Source organism: Aestuariibaculum sediminum, from assembly GCF_014596945.1.
In the GTDB taxonomy this organism is placed as follows: domain Bacteria; phylum Bacteroidota; class Bacteroidia; order Flavobacteriales; family Flavobacteriaceae; genus Aestuariibaculum; species Aestuariibaculum sediminum.
In genome coordinates this window covers 596212-614788 of sequence record NZ_JACVXB010000001.1, presented here as the reverse complement: position 1 = coordinate 614788, position 18577 = coordinate 596212, and the positions used below count along the sequence as shown (strand labels likewise).

Annotated in this window: 15 protein-coding genes; 10 read left to right on the top strand and 5 right to left on the bottom strand. The window is 34.7% G+C overall.

Annotated features, from left to right (window positions below; translation table 11 throughout):
- Window positions 1–4 precede the first annotated feature (4 nt).
- The 8 genes from panD to ICJ83_RS02815 all read left to right on the top strand — a co-directional run bounded on the left by panD (window position 5) and on the right by ICJ83_RS02815 (window position 10456).
- Window positions 5–355 (top strand): aspartate 1-decarboxylase, encoded by a 351-nt coding sequence (gene panD / locus ICJ83_RS02850; protein ID WP_188214471.1) that lies wholly within the window; start codon window positions 5–7, stop codon window positions 353–355.
- Between the two features lie 11 nt (window positions 356–366).
- On the top strand, window positions 367–1326 hold the full coding sequence (locus ICJ83_RS02845; protein WP_188228840.1) for a lysylphosphatidylglycerol synthase transmembrane domain-containing protein: 960 nt from the start codon (window positions 367–369) through the stop codon (window positions 1324–1326).
- Window positions 1327–1389: 63 nt separating this feature from the next.
- Entirely contained in the window at window positions 1390–2538 is a 1149-nt protein-coding gene (locus ICJ83_RS02840) for an alpha/beta hydrolase-fold protein (protein ID WP_188228839.1), read from the top strand.
- Complete coding sequence (gene radA / locus ICJ83_RS02835; protein WP_188228838.1) at window positions 2538–3896, top strand: DNA repair protein RadA; 1359 nt, start codon at window positions 2538–2540, stop codon at window positions 3894–3896. The genes ICJ83_RS02840 and radA overlap by 1 nt, the downstream gene beginning before the upstream one ends.
- Before the next feature lie 71 nt (window positions 3897–3967).
- Window positions 3968–7372 carry an isoleucine--tRNA ligase gene (gene ileS, locus ICJ83_RS02830; protein ID WP_188228837.1) on the top strand — a complete coding sequence of 1135 codons (3405 nt, stop codon included), beginning with the start codon at window positions 3968–3970 and terminating at the stop codon, window positions 7370–7372.
- Between the two features lie 4 nt (window positions 7373–7376).
- Window positions 7377–7757 carry a TraR/DksA family transcriptional regulator gene (locus ICJ83_RS02825; protein WP_188228836.1) on the top strand — a complete coding sequence of 127 codons (381 nt, stop codon included), beginning with the start codon at window positions 7377–7379 and terminating at the stop codon, window positions 7755–7757.
- Window positions 7758–7852: 95 nt separating this feature from the next.
- Complete coding sequence (locus tag ICJ83_RS02820; RefSeq protein WP_188228835.1) at window positions 7853–8479, top strand: lipoprotein signal peptidase; 627 nt, start codon at window positions 7853–7855, stop codon at window positions 8477–8479.
- Between the two features lie 90 nt (window positions 8480–8569).
- The gene (locus ICJ83_RS02815) at window positions 8570–10456 is read left to right on the top strand and encodes an OmpA family protein (RefSeq protein WP_188228834.1); all 1887 of its coding nucleotides are present in this window, start codon (window positions 8570–8572) and stop codon (window positions 10454–10456) included.
- Between the two features lie 72 nt (window positions 10457–10528).
- Here ICJ83_RS02815 and ICJ83_RS02810 read toward each other — a convergent pair whose 3' ends face one another.
- From ICJ83_RS02810 to ICJ83_RS02790, 5 genes are read right to left on the bottom strand one after another with little or no spacing between them, the layout of a single operon-like run.
- A complete protein-coding gene (locus ICJ83_RS02810) occupies window positions 10529–11293 on the bottom strand; it encodes a hypothetical protein (protein WP_188228833.1) in 765 nt (254 codons plus the stop codon).
- Window positions 11294–11321: 28 nt separating this feature from the next.
- On the bottom strand, window positions 11322–11885 hold the full coding sequence (locus ICJ83_RS02805) for a 5-formyltetrahydrofolate cyclo-ligase (protein WP_188228832.1): 564 nt from the start codon (window positions 11883–11885) through the stop codon (window positions 11322–11324).
- The gene (locus ICJ83_RS02800; RefSeq protein WP_188228831.1) at window positions 11878–12870 is read right to left on the bottom strand and encodes a succinylglutamate desuccinylase/aspartoacylase family protein; all 993 of its coding nucleotides are present in this window, start codon (window positions 12868–12870) and stop codon (window positions 11878–11880) included. The genes ICJ83_RS02805 and ICJ83_RS02800 overlap by 8 nt, the downstream gene beginning before the upstream one ends.
- Before the next feature lie 8 nt (window positions 12871–12878).
- Window positions 12879–13757: a 30S ribosomal protein S6--L-glutamate ligase gene (rimK, locus tag ICJ83_RS02795; RefSeq protein WP_188228830.1), complete on the bottom strand. Its 879-nt coding sequence runs from the start codon at window positions 13755–13757 to the stop codon at window positions 12879–12881.
- The gene (locus ICJ83_RS02790; protein ID WP_188228829.1) at window positions 13754–14179 is read right to left on the bottom strand and encodes an ATP-dependent zinc protease family protein; all 426 of its coding nucleotides are present in this window, start codon (window positions 14177–14179) and stop codon (window positions 13754–13756) included. The genes rimK and ICJ83_RS02790 overlap by 4 nt, the downstream gene beginning before the upstream one ends.
- Before the next feature lie 130 nt (window positions 14180–14309).
- Here ICJ83_RS02790 and uvrC point away from each other — a divergent pair, with 130 nt between their 5' ends.
- Together uvrC and ICJ83_RS02780 are read left to right on the top strand one after the other, a co-directional pair.
- Window positions 14310–16103 carry an excinuclease ABC subunit UvrC gene (gene uvrC, locus ICJ83_RS02785; RefSeq protein WP_188228828.1) on the top strand — a complete coding sequence of 598 codons (1794 nt, stop codon included), beginning with the start codon at window positions 14310–14312 and terminating at the stop codon, window positions 16101–16103.
- Window positions 16104–16109: 6 nt separating this feature from the next.
- Window positions 16110–18341 carry a patatin-like phospholipase family protein gene (locus ICJ83_RS02780; RefSeq protein ID WP_188228827.1) on the top strand — a complete coding sequence of 744 codons (2232 nt, stop codon included), beginning with the start codon at window positions 16110–16112 and terminating at the stop codon, window positions 18339–18341.
- Window positions 18342–18577 lie beyond the last annotated feature (236 nt).

Sequence of the window (18577 nt, the reverse complement as noted above, 5' to 3'; positions counted from 1 at the left end):
CCACATGCAAATTCAAGTAGTAAAATCTAAAATTCACAGAGTTAAGTGTACCGGAGCAGAGCTTAATTACATCGGTAGTATTACTATCGATGAAGATTTAATGGAAGCTGCTAATATAATTCAAGGAGAAAAGGTTCAAATTGTAAATAACGACAATGGCGAACGTTTAGAAACCTATTGTATTCCCGGTCCACGGAATAGTGGAGAAATTACTTTAAACGGTGCAGCCGCAAGAAAGGTTGCTGTTGGAGATACTTTAATTTTAATCACTTATGCGATTATGGATTACGAAGAAGCTAAAACGTTTAAACCTTCCTTGGTATTTCCTGATGAAGCAACAAACTTGTTAAAATAAATTTTAATTATTTGAAGCCGAAGATAACAAAGGCCATAAAAATAATACTCCCTTTATTGTTAGGAGTATTTTTAGTTTGGTACTCCTTATCGAAAGTTTCACTTGATGAAATTGTTGAATACTTAAAACAATCGGATTATGAATGGATTGTTTTTGGTGTTTTTTTAGGTTTGTTAAGTCATATGTCACGTGCCTATAGATGGCGATTTCAACTAGAGCCAATGGGGTATACTATCAAGTATCCTAACAGCTTTATGGCGGTTTTTGCAACCTACCTTATAAATTATACCATACCAAGAGCTGGCGAAGTGGCCCGAGCAACAATTTTATCCAATTACGAAAATGTGCCTTTTGAAAAGGGATTTGGGACTATTGTGGCCGAACGCATTGCCGATTTGGTTGTTATGATGGGCATAATCGTAATAACCCTTTTTCTTCAGTTTGATTTTATTTATGGCTTTTTTATTGAACGCCTCAATCCCTTGAAAATTGGTTTTGTTTTGGTTTTTGTAATGTTAGGTGTGTACTTGTTTTTTTATTATCTAAAACGAAGTAATTCCAAATGGGCAAGTAAGTTAAGAAGTTTTCTTTCTGGCTTAATTGAAGGTGTTTTAAGTATCTTCAAAATGAAAAAGAAATGGGCTTTTATTTTTCATACCCTGTTTATTTGGGCGATGTATGTCCTTATGTTTTATGTTACTTCATTTGCAATACCCGATTTAAAAGGGATTTCATTGGCAGTAATTTTAGTAGGATTTATTTCTGCAAGTTTTAGTATTGCTGCAACTAATGGAGGTATAGGTTCTTATCCTTTGGCTGTTTATGCGGCATTTTCTTTGTTTGGTATAGCGCAGGAACCCAGTATTGCTTTCGGTTGGATTATGTGGGCATCACAAACCCTAATGATTATTATTTTTGGAGGATTGTCGCTAATTTATCTACCTGTTTATAACCGAAAAAACAAAGGTTAACCAAGCATAGTTCTCCGTAATTTTTTAACTTGCCATTGCAAATCTCTTAATCAACTTTAGGATATGAAATATATACTTTTGTTTTTAGTTACGCTTCTGTCGTTAAGTGTTGTTTCTGCACAGGTTAAATATGAAAAAATTGAATCGTCTAAACTTGGCGAATCCCGAGAAATAAAAATTCAGTTGCCTAGAGGATATGGAAGCGATAAAGGTAAATCTTATCCGCTGTTCATTGTTTTTGATGGTGATTATTTGTTCGAAGCTGTAGCTGGTAATACCGACTATTATGCTTATTGGGAAGATATGCCAGATGCGATTGTAGTCGGAATAAACCAGTATGGAACACGCTACGACGATTGCTTGTACTCCGAACAAAATTCATTACCAGTTGAAACTGGCGCAAGTTTTTTTGAGTTTGTTGGCATGGAGTTAATCCCCTATTTAGAAAGAAATTATAATATCGGAAATTTTAAAGTGGCTGTAGGGCATGGTGAAACCGCTAATTTCATTAATTACTATTTACTTAAGCCACAACCGTTGTTTCAGGCATATATTGTAATTAGTCCTGTTTTGGCGCCAGGTATGGTAACATATTTGCCACGTCAGTTAAGCAACAGCCAGTCTAAATTGTTTTATTATTTAGCATATACCAATAACGATTTACCTCAGGTGCAGGATATGACAAAAATATTAAATGAAGATTTAACAGCAGTAAATAACGAGAATGTAACCTATAAATATCAAGGTTTCGAAGGGCCTTCGCATTACTCAGTGCCTACACACGCTTTACCTAGTGCTATTGAGTTGATATTTAGTGTATATAAGCCGATTAGTAAGAAAGAATATCAGGATGTTATTTTGAAATTAGAAGAATCTCCCGTAGCTTACCTTGAAGAAAAGTATAAAACAATTCAAGATTTATTCGGAATTGAGAAAACCATTTTGGTGAATGATTTTAGGGCTATTTCTGCGGCTATAGAGAAGAATGAATCGTTTGAAGATTTTGAACGATTAGGAGATTTAGCCCGTGAGGCTTATCCGAAAACCTTGCTAGGTAATTATTATTTAGCACGGTTTTATGAAGAAACAGGAGATCCGAAAAAAGCTATGAAAACTTATCAGTCGGCATATATATTAGATGAAATTGGGGGTATTACAAGAGATTTGATGGTGGAAAAAGCCGAAGCAATTAAAACAGATTTTGGATATTAATGGCAAAGGTTAAAACCACATTTTATTGTCAGAGCTGCGGCACACAATTCGCAAAATGGCAGGGTCAGTGTAATGCATGTAAAGCATGGAATACAATTGTTGAAGAAGTGATTCAAACCCCTGAAAAAAGCGATTGGAAATCGCCCACTTCAACAGCAAAAAAAGCAGTAGTGCCACTACGAGTTAAAGATATTGATGTATCCCAGGAGCCACGATTAGACACCTTTGACGGTGAGTTGAATCGTGTACTTGGGGGTGGAATTGTTCCGGGTTCGTTAACACTTTTAGGGGGAGAGCCAGGCATTGGCAAAAGTACTTTGTTACTTCAAATTTCATTAAAATTACCATACAAAACATTGTATGTTTCAGGCGAAGAAAGTCAGAAACAAATAAAAATGCGTGCCGAGCGTATTAACCCTAATAACAATAATTGTTATATTCTTACTGAAACTAAAACCCAGAATATTTTCAGGCAAATTGAGGCTTTAGAGCCTGATGTGGTTATAGTCGATTCCATTCAAACCTTACATAGCGATTATATTGAATCGTCTTCGGGTAGCATTTCACAAATTAAGGAGTGTACTACCGAACTTATAAAATTCGCAAAAGAAACGGCAACGCCTGTTATTTTAATCGGTCACATTACAAAAGATGGTAATATTGCGGGTCCCAAAATTTTGGAGCATATGGTCGATACGGTGCTTCAGTTTGAAGGGGATAGGAATCATATTTTCAGAATATTAAGAGCTCATAAAAACCGTTTCGGATCAACGAATGAGCTCGGAATTTACGAAATGCAAGGTTCTGGTTTAAGAGAAGTTACAAACCCTTCTGAAATATTAATTTCCAAAAAAGACGAAGAGCTTTCGGGGAATGCTATTGCAGCAACTTTAGAAGGTATGCGCCCCTTAATGATTGAAGTGCAAGCCTTGGTAAGTACCGCGGTATATGGTACGCCACAACGTAGTGCAACAGGATTTAACGCAAAACGTTTAAATATGTTGCTGGCTGTTTTAGAAAAACGAGCAGGTTTCAGGCTTGGTGCAAAAGATGTCTTTTTAAATATTACTGGAGGTATAACCGTCGACGATCCGGCGATTGATTTGGCAGTCGTTGCTTCCATTTTATCTTCAAATGAAGATGTGGCTCTCGAAAAAGATTTTTGTTTTGCTGCCGAAGTAGGTTTGTCTGGTGAAATCCGTCCTGTTCAGCGCGTAGAACAACGTATTCTAGAAGCTGAAAAATTAGGGTTTTCAACCATTTTTGTTTCTAAATACAACAAGATTTCATTAAAAAACACTTCAATAAAAATACAGCTAATTTCAAAAATAGAAGATTTGGTAGGGTTTATTGTTTAATTTACTAGTAATCGGCACGTCTATTTTGTCAAAATTCATTAATTTCGCACCTCGAAAAGAAATTTGATATAATGAGTGCTAAATTCCCTGAATATAAAGGTCTTGACTTGCCAAAAGTGGCAGAAGAAATTCTAAACTACTGGCAAGAAAATAATATTTTTGAAAAGAGTGTAACTACCAGAGAAAATAACGAATCGTTTGTATTTTTTGAAGGGCCACCTTCGGCAAACGGACTTCCTGGAATTCACCACGTCATGGCACGTGCTATAAAAGATATTTTTTGTCGTTATAAAACACAAAAAGGCTTTCAGGTAAAACGTAAAGCTGGGTGGGATACACATGGACTTCCTGTAGAATTAGGTGTTGAAAAGGAATTAGGAATAACTAAAGAAGATATTGGTAAAACCATTTCCGTTGAAGAATACAATGAAGCTTGTCGTAAAGCTGTAATGCGTTATACAGATATTTGGAATGATCTAACCGAGAAGATGGGATACTGGGTAGATATGGACGATCCGTATATTACCTATAAACCAAAATACATGGAGTCGGTTTGGTGGTTGTTAAAACAAATTTACAATAAAGATTTGTTGTACAAAGGGTATACCATTCAGCCATATTCTCCAAAAGCGGGTACAGGATTAAGTTCGCATGAGTTAAATCAACCTGGGACGTATCAGGATGTTACAGATACGACCATTGTAGCTCAGTTTAAAACCAAGCAAGAGTCATTACCTGAATTTTTACAAAATGAAGGCGATATTCACTTTTTAGCATGGACGACTACGCCTTGGACCTTGCCAAGTAATACGGCATTAACTGTTGGTCCAAAAATAGAATATGTTTTAGTTGAAACTTACAATCAATATACTTTCGAGCCTGTAAAAGTAGTGTTAGCTAAAAAGTTAGTAAGCTATCAGTTTCAGGGTAAATTCAAACAAGTAGAAGACCAGTCTGAAGTTGGTGCTTATAAAGAAGGCGATAAAAAAATACCATATTACATCGTAAAAGAGTTTGTGGGGAAAGATTTGGTTGGAATTGTTTACGAACAATTATTACCATACGCGTTACCAAACGATAATCCTGAAAACGCATTTCGAGTAATTTCTGGAGATTTCGTAACGACCGAAGACGGTACAGGTATTGTACATACGGCACCAACTTTTGGTGCCGATGATGCCTTGGTTGCTAAACAAGCAACTCCAGAAGTACCACCAATGTTGGTAAAAGATGAAAACGGAAACTTAGTGCCGTTAGTAGATTTACAAGGGCGTTTTAGACCAGAAATGGGAGAGTATGCCGGTAAATATGTTAAAAATGAATACTATGCTGATGGTGAAGCACCTGAGAAATCGGTTGATGTTGAAATTGCTATTCAGTTAAAAACAGAAAATAAAGCCTTTAAGGTTGAAAAATATAAACACAGTTACCCTAATTGTTGGAGAACCGATAAACCTATTCTTTACTACCCGTTAGATTCTTGGTTTATAAAAGTAACCGATGTTAAAGAACGTATGTTCGAGCTTAATGAAACCATAAACTGGAAGCCGAAGGCGACTGGAGCAGGACGTTTCGGAAACTGGCTAGCTAATGCTAACGATTGGAACTTATCACGTTCGCGTTATTGGGGTATTCCGTTACCAATTTGGAGAACCGAAGACGGTAAAGAAGCACTTTGCATTGGGTCTGTAGAAGAATTAAAAGCTGAAATGACAAAGGCAGTTGATGCTGGCTTCATGGAAAAAGATATTTTTGAAGGGTTTGAAGTTGGAAATAATTCCGAAGAGAACTACGATAAAATAGACTTGCACAAAAATATTGTTGATGATATTGTATTAGTATCACCAACAGGACAGAAAATGTTCCGCGAAAGCGATCTGATAGATGTATGGTTCGATTCGGGTTCTATGCCTTATGCACAGTGGCATTATCCATTTGAAAATAAAGATTTGGTAGATAATGGAACGTCTTACCCAGCCGATTTTATTGCTGAAGGGGTAGACCAGACAAGAGGTTGGTTCTATACGCTTCATGCTATTGGCACCATGGTATTCGATTCTGTAGCATACAAAAATGTAGTGTCTAACGGATTAGTGTTAGATAAGAACGGTCAAAAAATGTCGAAGCGTTTAGGTAACGCCATAGATCCTTTTGAAACTTTAGGAAACTACGGAGCCGATGCAACGCGTTGGTACATGATTAGTAATGCTAATCCTTGGGATAATTTAAAATTTGATTTGGAGGGCGTAGAGGAAGTGAAACGTAAATTCTTCGGAACTTTATATAACACGTATTCATTCTTCACATTGTATACCAATCTCGATAACTTTACATATGCTGAAGCCGATTTACCTATCGAGGAACGTCCTGAAATAGATCGTTGGATTCTTTCAGAATTACATACTTTAATCCAGAAAGTTGATACGTTTTATGCAGAATACGAACCAACAAGAGCAGCTCGTGCCATTTCTGATTTCACTCAGGATTACCTAAGTAACTGGTTTGTGCGTTTAAGCAGAAGACGTTTCTGGAAAGGCGATTACCAAAAAGACAAGATTTCGGCATATCAAACGTTATATACGTGTATGGTAACCATTGCTAAGTTAGGTGCGCCAATTGCCCCTTTCTTTATGGATAGGTTGTATTTAGACTTAAATTCGGTAACTAAGAAAGAAGCATTTGACAGCGTTCATCTGGCCGATTTCCCAAAATTCGACGAATCGTTTGTTGATAAGTCTCTAGAAAGAAAGATGGAAAGTGCTCAAACCATCTCTTCTTTAGTACTTTCATTAAGAGCTAAAGAGAAGATTAAAGTGCGTCAACCACTTCAAAAAATCATGATTCCTATCGATAACGAAACACAAAAAAATGAGATTTTAGCCGTGGCAGACCTTATAAAATCTGAGGTTAACGTCAAGGAAGTTGAAGTTTTAGAAGATGCATCAGATATTCTTGTAAAAAATATAAAACCAAACTTTAAAGTACTTGGTCCAAGATTTGGAAAAGACATGAAAGCTGTTGCTCAGGTAGTTAATAACTTTACCGCCGATGATATCAAAAAAATCGAGCAAAATGGTATTTTAGATATCGATATCAACGGAAAAAGTATTACTTTAGAGCGTGGAGATGTAGAAATAACATCCCAGGATATTGAAGGATGGTTGGTTGCAAACGAAGGATCGCTAACAGTGGCACTTGATGTTGCAATAACCGACGATTTAAGAAAAGAAGGTATTGCGAGAGAGCTTATTAATCGTATCCAAAATTTAAGAAAAGATTCAGGCTTTGAGCTTACCGATAGAATAGATGTAATCCTTCAAAACGACGAGCAGGTTGCTAATGCAGTAGGTGCAAATATGGCTTATATAAAAGCCGAAACATTAGCTAATGAACTCGAAATTATTGATGAGTTAGAGAATGGTATAGATATTGTATTTGATGATGTAAATACCAAATTGTTTATACAAAAGCATTAAAGTTATGGGCTTAGATTTAAATGTTAGATATTCTGATAAAGATTTAGCAGAATTCAAAGAGTTAATTCAAGAAAAAATAGTAAAAGCACAGCACGATTTGGAGCTTATAAAAAGCGCGTACATGAATGACCATACCAACGGTACCGAAGATACGTCGCCTACGTTTAAAGCTTTTGATGAGGGTAGTGAAGTTATGAGTAAAGAGTCTAATTCCGCATTGGCTATTCGACAGGAAAAATTTATTCGCGACCTAAAAAATGCGCTTATTAGAATTGAAAATAAAACCTATGGTGTTTGCCGTGTTACGGGTAAATTAATCAATAAAGAGCGCTTAAAATTAGTGCCTCATGCAACTTTAAGTATTGAAGCAAAAAATATGCAATAATAAACTTATATAAGTATATTAAAACGCCTCGGTGTAATTATCGGGGCGTTTTCTTTTGTAGTTCATTCGTCTTAGTTTAATTGATTTAAACAATTATGTCCTTAAAAAAATCAATACTCTTAATTTGCGTTATCCTGCTTGTCGACCAGATAAGCAAAGTTTATATTAAAACACATTTTAAGTTACAGGAAAATATTGAAATTTTTAGTTGGTTTCAAATCTATTTTATTGAAAACGACGGAATGGCTTGGGGGACAAAAATAAGTGACTTTACCTCTTTCATTTCTGACAGAAGTGCTAAAATAATATTAACTGTTTTTAGAATTGTAGCTATTTTTGGAATTGGATATTGGTTAGTACAGGCCACAAAAAAACAAAACCCTAAAGTATTAATTTTAGCTATAGCATTAATTTTTGCAGGTGCTTTGGGGAATATTATAGATTCTGTATTTTACGGGGTACTGTTTGATGATAGTTTTAATCAAGTGGCTCAGTTTTTACCCGAAACAGGTGGTTACGATTCGCTCTTACACGGAAAAGTGGTAGATATGCTTTATTTCCCTTTAATAGAAATTGATTTGCCTGAATGGTTTCCTTTTTATGCCGGCAAGCGATTTAACTTTTTTGAGCCCGTTTTTAATATTGCTGATGTGGCAATAAGCACTGGATTTTTTATGCTTATAGTTTTTAATAAAAAGGCATTTCCGAAAAGTAATTCTTAGTAGATAAATACGTATAATTAGGTATTTGTATATCTGTAAGGTTTCTTAACTTTATAGGATAATTAATTAATTTTTTAACTCTCGTTTTAAATGAAAGGTCTTTCCCTCGCCATTCTGTCATTCTTGCTATTATCTTATTTTCAAACGTTCTCTCAAAATACTTACGACATTATTTTTCCAGGTACGGACAGAGATCAAAAGTGTAAAGCCTGTTTTCAGGCATTTCAACAAAAACCCAAGGAAGTCAAATTTTCTATAAATCGAGAAGGATCACAATTGTCTTTTGTGGTTAACGATAAGCAATGGTTTGAAACTTTACTTGTAAATACGGGAGACGGTCTTGCAATTGAAATTGTTTCTAAAAACCGTTACAACTGTACTGTTCAAAATTTAGAAGATAGACAATTAAGGGGCTTTTTATTAAAACCAGTTTACGCAGAAGCATTAAAAAGAGGTTTAAAATTAACTGGAGAAAATAGATATAGTGTGGCGGTTGGTCAAATTCCAGCAGGCTTGTTACGGGAGGATCTGGAGTTTAATATTTTATTTTTAAATAATAAAAACCTGTGTCAGTACTACGTTATTTACGATTTAGAATCTTATGCCTGGGATTTACTTGATATGGGGATGTTTCTCGATGAATTAACTTATGATTCCAAACGTATAGCATCGTCCAAACAAGATGCCTATACAATTAGAAATAAAACCTTGAAATTTATAATTCCCTTTCAAAAAAATAAATCTACATATTCACAGGCCGATATTAAACCCATTTACGATTCTTTACGATTGACCGATTTTAACATTAAAACTATTGATATAAAAGGGTATTCTTCTATTGAAGGCGTTGAGCATAGAAATATAGAATTGCAACAACTTCGTGCTAACAGTATTGTGTCTGCATTACAAGCCTTTCAAAAATCAACGATTAAAACAGAAGTTACTGCTTCAGAAAACTGGGTTGAATTTTATAACGACATTAAAGGAACCAAATACAATTACTTATCGAGTAAAAATAAACAAGAAGTGCGAGAGGCTATTAAAGGGCCTGTTTCGCGAGAAATGGAACCTATATTAAAGCACCATAGAAAAGCAGTGATAGAATTGGGGTTGGAAAAAAAGGATAGGTATAAAGATGCTACCGCAAATGCGTTATTAGAAAAGTTTAACGGCCAGGTTGCTGCGGGTAATTTAGATGAAGTAATAGATATTCAAAATTCTATTTTTGAGAAAATAAGATTAAACGAAACTGCCCCCGATATTTTGGGAAAAATGGAGATTCCAATGCAGGAAAAATTCGTAAAAATTTTCAATAAAAATTCGGCTTATAAATATATGTCTGATTTCAGGCAGGCTCTTATAGTTTATGACGAATTACAACAGCTAGAGGAATTAGCACCTAAAGACGCTGGGATTAAGTATAATTTAGTTGCGGTAAAAATGAAATTGTGGCGCTACAATGCTATAGAAGTTGATGAGGCAGCCTTTAAATCTCAAATTTATGCTTTAAGAAATTATGGAATTGGCTCGGGTTTAATGGATAGAATGATGGTTAATTATCACATTATAAAAGCCGAAAATTACATGCGATCTAGAGATTATGCTAGTAAAGATAAATCCGTAAATTTTATTAAGAACAATTACAAAAATTTTCCAATGTCTAATTTCGATTATTTAAGCTTAGCGCAGTTCTTCAGTTTTTATGCTAATACCGATTTAGCGGTGCAGTTACTGGAGCGAAAAGCAAGAAGCATTGATATAGACGAAGATTTATTGTTTTATTATTTAAACTTAACGTTAATCAATTCAAAGTTAACCAAGGATCCCGATTACAGGACCGTATTGCTAAATGCTACAAACATGAATAAAACAAGATTTTGTGAATTATTTAATTCTATTGAAAAAGGAGGTGTAACGTTTCAGTTGTTAGAAGACGAATATTTAAGAAAAACCTATTGCGAGAGCTGTAATGAATAATTCCAGAGTGAATGTTAATTTATTGATGAGACAACAAATAATATAAGTTTTACATTTTCTAAGATAAAGCTTTTAAATTTTCCAATCATAACCATCTTCTTTACTTAAAATTTTAAAAATTTGATATCCAAACTCAGCTAAATGAATTAATAGATCGTCAAGTGTTTTATAATTGAACTTTAAATTTATAAGATCATTTTCTAATCTATTAAGAGGGAATAGATATTCAAATAGTCTTTTGTAATAATCGTTATTAGGGATTTTTGAAGTTTTTAAATTGCCTTTCGAATGTGTTATTGCATGACGTATTTCTGAGAATATTTTGAATATCTCTTTAAATTTAAAATTAGTATTATTTTGTTTTGAATATTTAGCAAATCTTATTTTGCCAGCTTTTTTAATTAATTTAAAAATATCTTCACCACCCTTTAAACGGTTTCTTGAGTAATCATTATTCTTGGATAATGAATTTTTAAATGATTCATCCGTAATTATTTTCGTGTAAACCAAGTCTTTTAATAGAGTCTCAAATGCTTCATAGCATTGAGCAAAGGCTAAACCAAATTCTCTTGAAAGCACTTTGTTAATTTCTTTTGCGTAATTTTCTTTGAAAGTAGTTTTATTAACCCCTGTGTGATAATTTAACTTCCATCCATTTTCCGTGGGCCCTGTCCAGTCTCCAATAATTAATGAGGTTGCAGAAATATATTTAGCTCCTTTTGAAGTATATATTTCAACATCTTTGAGTAATATTTTATTTAAGCGGTTACAAGTATGTTTAAAATCCGTAATTGTTTCAAAATATTTGTTGAGGTGTATTCTATACGGATTTGTCATGTTAATATTGTACTTATATTAAAAATAATTAAAAAGTATAAACCTGTTTCGGAGTTATACAGTAATCCAGTTTAATATCATGATTGTTGCAATCATCAATCCGATTTACTGCTTCGAAAAACGATAATCCTATTTTGATGGTTTCTGGCTTGCAATCATCTAAAAACCGATCATAAAAGCCTTTGCCATAGCCAACACGATTTCCTTCCTGATCGAAGGCTAAAAGGGGAATAAAAACCACATCAATTTTTGTAGTTTCTATTTCAATACCATCAACAGGTTCTGGTATATTATAACTGTTCTTTTTTATCAACGTACTATCTGTTAGTAAAAAGTGACGCATAGTTCCTTTTTTAAAGTCACTTTTAGAAACTAAAATATGTTTGTCTTTTCCGGAAAGGATATTTAAAATATAATCGGTGTTAACTTCTTTGTGTTCTGTAATGGATAAAAAGATGTGGTAAAATGACGCATTCCAGATTGGAAGTTTTAATAGCTTGTTGGCGATTTCCAGACTTAAATTTTCAATGTCATCAATCAGTAAGTTGTGTCTAAGTTGTTTGTAAGTTTCACGCAATTCAGCTTTAAACATGTTGTTCTCTTTTAACTTTTAATTTTTTAGAAATATGAAAAAGCGCATCACCCTGATATACGATAGGAGCTTCATTAACATTAATAATGTATCCTGAATTAGTTGCCTTTACTTCGTGGTTTAATTTTCCGTAAGGGTCGGTAATGTTACCTAAAACATCACCTTTTTTTACTTGGCAGCCAATAGGTATGGCAGCCCGAAACATGCCTGAAAAATGAGCACGAATCCACCGGCTTTCATTAATGAAAACAGGTTCGGATTTTGCTTTTTTTGTTTTGTATTTTAAATTGAGCATGCCTAAATGTTCCAGTATGCGTTTCGAACCGTTAAGTCCGGCGCTGGTAACCGATTCATCTATATGAAACGATTTTCCGCCTTCAAAAAGTAACATGGGTTTGCCTAGTTTGAAGCAAGTATTTCTAAACGATTTGTTTAGGTTTTTAGAGTATAAAACAAATGGAGCTGCAAAGACTTTAGCTAAATCATTTAGGACTTTATTGTCCTTAGCAATACGTATTTGCGGCGCATTAAATCGACCCGAACCACCTGTGTGGAAATCGATAATATAATCGACATAGGGCACAATTTCGTTAATCAATTTATGAGCGACCCGGCTGGCTAACGAGCCGTCGATGGTGCCAGGGAATACCCGATTTAAATCGCGACCATCGGGAAATTCTCGTTTTAAGTTTATAAACCCAAAAATATTAATAACGGGTATGCAAATTATGGTTCCGCATTTTGGTTTATTTAGTCCTTTAGCTATGAGCTGTCGAACAATTTCAACACCGTTTACTTCGTCGCCATGAATACCTGCTGTAAATAATACAACAGGGCCTGGTTTTTTAGCACGTTCTATAATTACGGGAACATTTACCGGCGATGAGGTATGAAGGTTAGCCACATCGAAATTAACTTCTTTACTCTCTCCAGGTAATATACGCGTATCGAGAATGGTTAAAATATCCGGTTTAGTTGTTGTCATAGAGTCGTTTAAAGGAGTCTGTTTCGTTCTATATAAGTAATAATACTTTTAGCAATATTTCTTCCTGTAGCTTTTTCAATACCTTCTAATCCTGGAGTGGAATTCACTTCTAAAAGTAATGGTCCACGTGCTGATTGTAGCATATCTACACCGCAAACAGGTAATTTAAGTACACGTGAAGCATTCATAGCTAAACGTAATTCGGCATCATTTAATTTTATAATGTCGGCCGATCCTCCACGGTGCAGGTTAGAGCGAAATTCACCTTCTTTGCCTTGTCGTTTCATGGCGCCAACAACTTGTCCCTCTACAATTAAAGCACGAATATCGGCTCCTTTGGCTTCGCCTATAAATTCCTGAACGATAACACGAGCCTCTAAACCATTAAAAGCTTCTAAAACGGATTCGGCTGCATTTTTTGTTTCGGCTAGTACGACTCCTAATCCTTGTGTTCCTTCCAATAATTTTATAATTACAGGAACACCACCAACGTGTTCGATAACTTCTTCAACATCTCGCGAATAGTTTGTAAATACGGTTTTTGGCATACCAATACCTGCTTTACTCAAGCGTTGTAAACTACGTAATTTATCACGGGAACGTTGTATCGCATCGGAGGTGGCGATGGTGAAAACCCCCATCATTTCAAATTGACGTACTACTGCACAGCCGTAAAAGGTTATTGATGCACCAATTCTTGGAATTACGGCATCGACGTAATCTAAATAACGGTCTTTATAGTATATGGTTGGCTTTTCTTTTTCAATAATAATATCGCATTTTAAAGGATCGATAATTTCAACATTATGACCTCTTTTTTCGCCTTCTTTAATAAGTCTTTCTGTAGAGTATAGGTTTGGATTTCTAGAAAGAATAACTATGTTCATTGCTTTTTATAATTATAGGAAACATTTTCTAAATCGACGTCAACTAAAAATTTGCGTTTTAAAAACTGTCTTCCAATTAATACGGGGAATCTCATGTCGTCTCTAGTGCTTAAAGTTAAGTTAATCTTATAGGTTTTCCCAAAAAAGATAACATCAGATTTAATTTTATATCTGTTTTCTTTAAAGCCATTACTGCTTTTTACATTGGTTCGGGAATAATCGTCGAACACAATTTCAGTTTTTCCGAAATTCTTGTGTACATCGCTATGAAACGTACACCTTAAGGATCCGTTTTCTTCAATAATCTCAGAACAATGTATGGCAGAAGTGTAGGCGCCAGTATCAACCTTAACATTAATGTCGAACAAACTTAGTTTAGGGAAACTGATTATGTCGGCTCTGCCAATAATTTTTTTGCTCATTTTATAGTTTTATAATCGTGGCGCAATGTACCAAATTAGTTAATTGAAAAAGTATTAAACCCTAATAAGTTTTAAAGATTTAATATAATGAATTTTATCCATAAAAAATTAAATAATTACCTTTGAATTGATGGATAAACCAGCTCTAGAAATACAATTAAAAACGCTACCCAATCAACCAGGTGTCTACCAATATTACGATGCCAACGGCACTATAATTTATGTGGGTAAAGCCAAGAATTTAAAGAAGCGTGTGAGTTCGTATTTTAATAAAACACACGATAACGGAAAAACACGCGTTCTGGTAAAAAAAATAGCAAGTATAAAGCATATTGTAGTTGAGACAGAAACCGATGCATTGTTGCTGGAAAACAATTTGATTAAAAAGTATCAGCCAAGGTATAATGTGATGCTTAAAGACGATAAATCCTATCCGTGGATTTGTATAAAAAAGGAACGTTTTCCTCGGGTGTTTTCTACCCGTCGTGTTTTTAAAGATGGCAGTGAATATTTTGGACCTTATACCAGCATGAAAACGGTATCTACCTTACTAGAGTTAATAAAAGGTTTGTATCCGCTGCGCACCTGTAATTACGATTTGTCGGAATCTAAAATTGAAGCGGGAAAGTATAAAGTATGCTTAGAGTATCATTTAGGGAATTGTAAAGGCCCTTGTGAAGGTTACCAGAGTGAAGAAGCTTATCAAGAGCAGATTACTGGAATTAAAGAAATATTAAAAGGAAATTTTAAAGATTCACTCCATCAGTTTCGTAGGCAAATGAACGATTTTGCAGCTAGTATGCAGTTTGAAGACGCCCAGCAGATTAAGGAAAAAATAGAGGTTCTAGAAAATTATCAGGCAAAGTCAACCATTGTTAATCCAAAAATTAGTAATGTCGATGTGTTTTCTATTGTGAGTGATGAAGGCTACGGTTATGTAAATTTTTTGCAAATATCCTATGGTTCTATTATTCGATCACATACGCTGGAAATTAAGAAAAAACTAGATGAAACCGATTTGGAGTTACTCGAATTGGCAATTACCGAAATCAGGCAACGATTCAATTCAAAATCCAAAGAAATTTATGTGCCATTTGAAGTAAATTTAGGAAATGATATTAAAGTGACGGTTCCTAAATTAGGCGATAAAAAACACATTCTCGATTTATCGCTTCGCAATGCGAAATACTATCGTATGGAACGGTTTAAGCAAATTAAAATTACCGATCCCGATAGACATGCCAATAGAATAATGGCACAGATGAAAGCCGATTTAAGACTTCATGAAGAGCCTCGACATATTGAGTGTTTTGATAATTCCAATATTCAGGGAACTAATCCAGTGGCTGCTTGTGTGGTGTTTAAAAATGGAAAACCCAGTAAAAAAGAGTATCGTCATTTTAACATAAAAACGGTAGAAGGTCCTGACGATTTCGCTTCCATGGAAGAAGTAGTATATCGCCGATACAAACGCCTGTTAGATGAAAATCAGCCTTTACCGCAACTTATTATCATAGATGGGGGTAAAGGTCAGTTGAATTCAGCGTTAAAAAGTTTGGAGCGATTGGATTTAAGAGGAAAAATTGCGATAATAGGCATTGCCAAACGTTTGGAAGAACTGTTTTATCCAGGAGATCCCATTCCGTTATATCTCGATAAAAAAAGTGAAAGTTTAAAGGTGATACAGCAACTTCGCAATGAAGCCCACCGTTTTGGTATTGAACATCATAGAAACCGAAGAAGTAAAAATGCCTTAAATACAGAACTTGAAACAATTTCTGGGATAGGTGAAAAAACAATCGTAGATTTATTAAAGCATTTTAAATCGGTGAAACGAGTCGCCAATGCTAAACTTGACGAACTTGAGGCGGTGGTTGGAACTTCAAGGGCCGAAAAAATTTACAACTATTACCATAATAATTAATATTTTATGAGGTCCGTAATTACAGTCTTTATTCTTTTGGTTTGTTTTGCAGGACGTTCGCAGAACACAAAAGCCGAAGAGGTTAAAGTGGGCTTGGTACTAAGTGGAGGAGGAGCAAAAGGACTTGCGCATATTGGGGTTTTGAAGGTTCTGGATAGTATGGGGGTGCAAGTCGATTATATTGCGGGCACCAGTATGGGAGCTGTTGTAGGCGGGCTTTATGCTGCAGGTTATACAGGGAAACAACTTGATTCGGTTTTTAGAGAAATAGATTTCGATAAACTTATAAACGATGACTTACCTCGGTCGTCGAAACCATTTTTTGAGCGCAATAATTCTGAAAAATATGCCGTAACACTTCCTTTCGACAAGCTTAAACTAAAATTGCCATCGGCCTTGTCAAGAGGTCAGAACACCTATAATTTAATTGCTAAATTAACTCTAAATGCAAACGAAATTCGTGATTTCGATAAATTACCAATTCCTTTTTTTTGTATCGCTACAAATGTAGAAACAGGAGAGCAGGTTATGCTCGATCAGGGCAATCTGGCTCAATCTGTAATGGCGAGTGCGGCTTTACCATCATTATTTCAGCCTGTAATTATTAAAAATCAGGTGCTAATCGATGGCGGCGTAATAAATAATTACCCTATAGATGAACTTAGAGCGAAAGGTATGGATGTTATTATTGGAGTCGATGTTCAGGACGGTTTGGCAAATAGGGAGGAGTTGGCTTCAGCACTTGATGTTTTGGTTCAAATTAATAATTTTAGAACCATTAACGATATGAAACTCAAAAGGAATAAAACCGATATTTACATTAAACCAAATATTAAGGATTACTCTGTGGTTTCATTCGATCAAGGTGCCAGCATTATTGAAAATGGAGTCAAATCGGCATTAGATAAAAAGGATGAGCTTCAAAATTTAATAGCAAAGCAAGGAGCGCCTAGCCCATCTAGGATAAAAATAAAGCCACAGGATTCGTTAGCGATTCACAGTATTGTAGTTCGCGGAAATGATAAATATACAAGAGCCTATGTATTAGGAAAATTGAAATTAAAGAGTAACGAAACAGTAACCTACGATAAATTTAATAAAGGCATTAACAATTTAATCGCAACAAATAATTTCGATTCATTCGAATATAAGTTAATCAAAAGATCTGGCACGAACGATTATGATTTAGTAACGTATCTTCATGAAACAAAGGCAACAACATTTTTGAAATTTGGTTTGCATTACGACGAGTTGTATAAAAGTGCGGCACTAATAAACTTGACTAAAAAGCGTTTACTGTTCGATAGTGATATTGCTTCATTAGATTTTATATTAGGCGATAATGTACGCTATAATTTTGAGTATTTTATCGATAAAGGATTTTATTGGAGTATTGGTATAAAGTCCAGATTTAATCAATTTAAAAAAAGTATTAATGCCCAACTTTTATTAGATGAAAGTGAAATTATAGATGCCGATATAAACAAGCTAGAAACCCAATTGGAGGATCAAACCAATCAAATTTATGTGCAAACTTTATTCCGGAAAAATATAGCTTTAGCTATGGGAGGAGAGCATAAGCGTCTAGAAATGAAGTCAGAAACTTTTGTGAGAAATGCCAGAGAAGATGAGACCGTATTTGAGCAAACCGATTATTTAAGTGTTTTTGGAACCATGAAAATAGATAGCTACGATAACAAATACTTTCCTAAACGCGGCGTATATTTTGATGGCGATTTACATATGTATTTATGGGCTTCTTCATTTAATCAAGATTTCAACGATTTTACAATAGCCAAGGCCGATATAGGTTATGCTTTTAGTGTATCTAAAAAGTTGGCGTTTAATATCTTGTCTAGTGGAGGTTTTAAAATAGGCGATAAAACAACAAAAAGCTTAGATTTTGCTTTAGGAGGATACGGAGCCGAATTTATAAATAATTTATCACCATTTTTAGGCTACGATTATATTTCGTTAACAGGGAATAGTTTCGTTAAAGGAGCTTTTATTGTAAATTATGAAATCTTTAAAAAGCATTACATTACCTTAGAAGGGAACTGGGCAAATATTGAAGACGATATTTTCGATTCAGGAGAGTGGTTTACACTTCCCGATTACAGTGGTTATGCTTTAGGTTACGGAATCGATACATTTTTAGGCCCAATTCAAGTAAAATATAGTTATACTCCCGATATTGGTAGAAGTAAATGGTTTTTTAATGTGGGCTTTAGGTTTTAAAATTTAATGTATATTTATTTTTTGCGTCATTTTTTTACGATATTTGTAATGTTATGCAAGTATTTTGGCAAGATTTATTGTTGTTTCTTCACTATCTGATTAAGAGAAACCCTGAATAAAAATTCGCTACACGGGCGATCCTGAGTGGCGTAGTGTAGTATATTGCTATAACTGCCAAATACCTCTAAGAATTCAAAGCCCAAAACATCGAGACAAAAAAGTTATGTTGTGCAAGC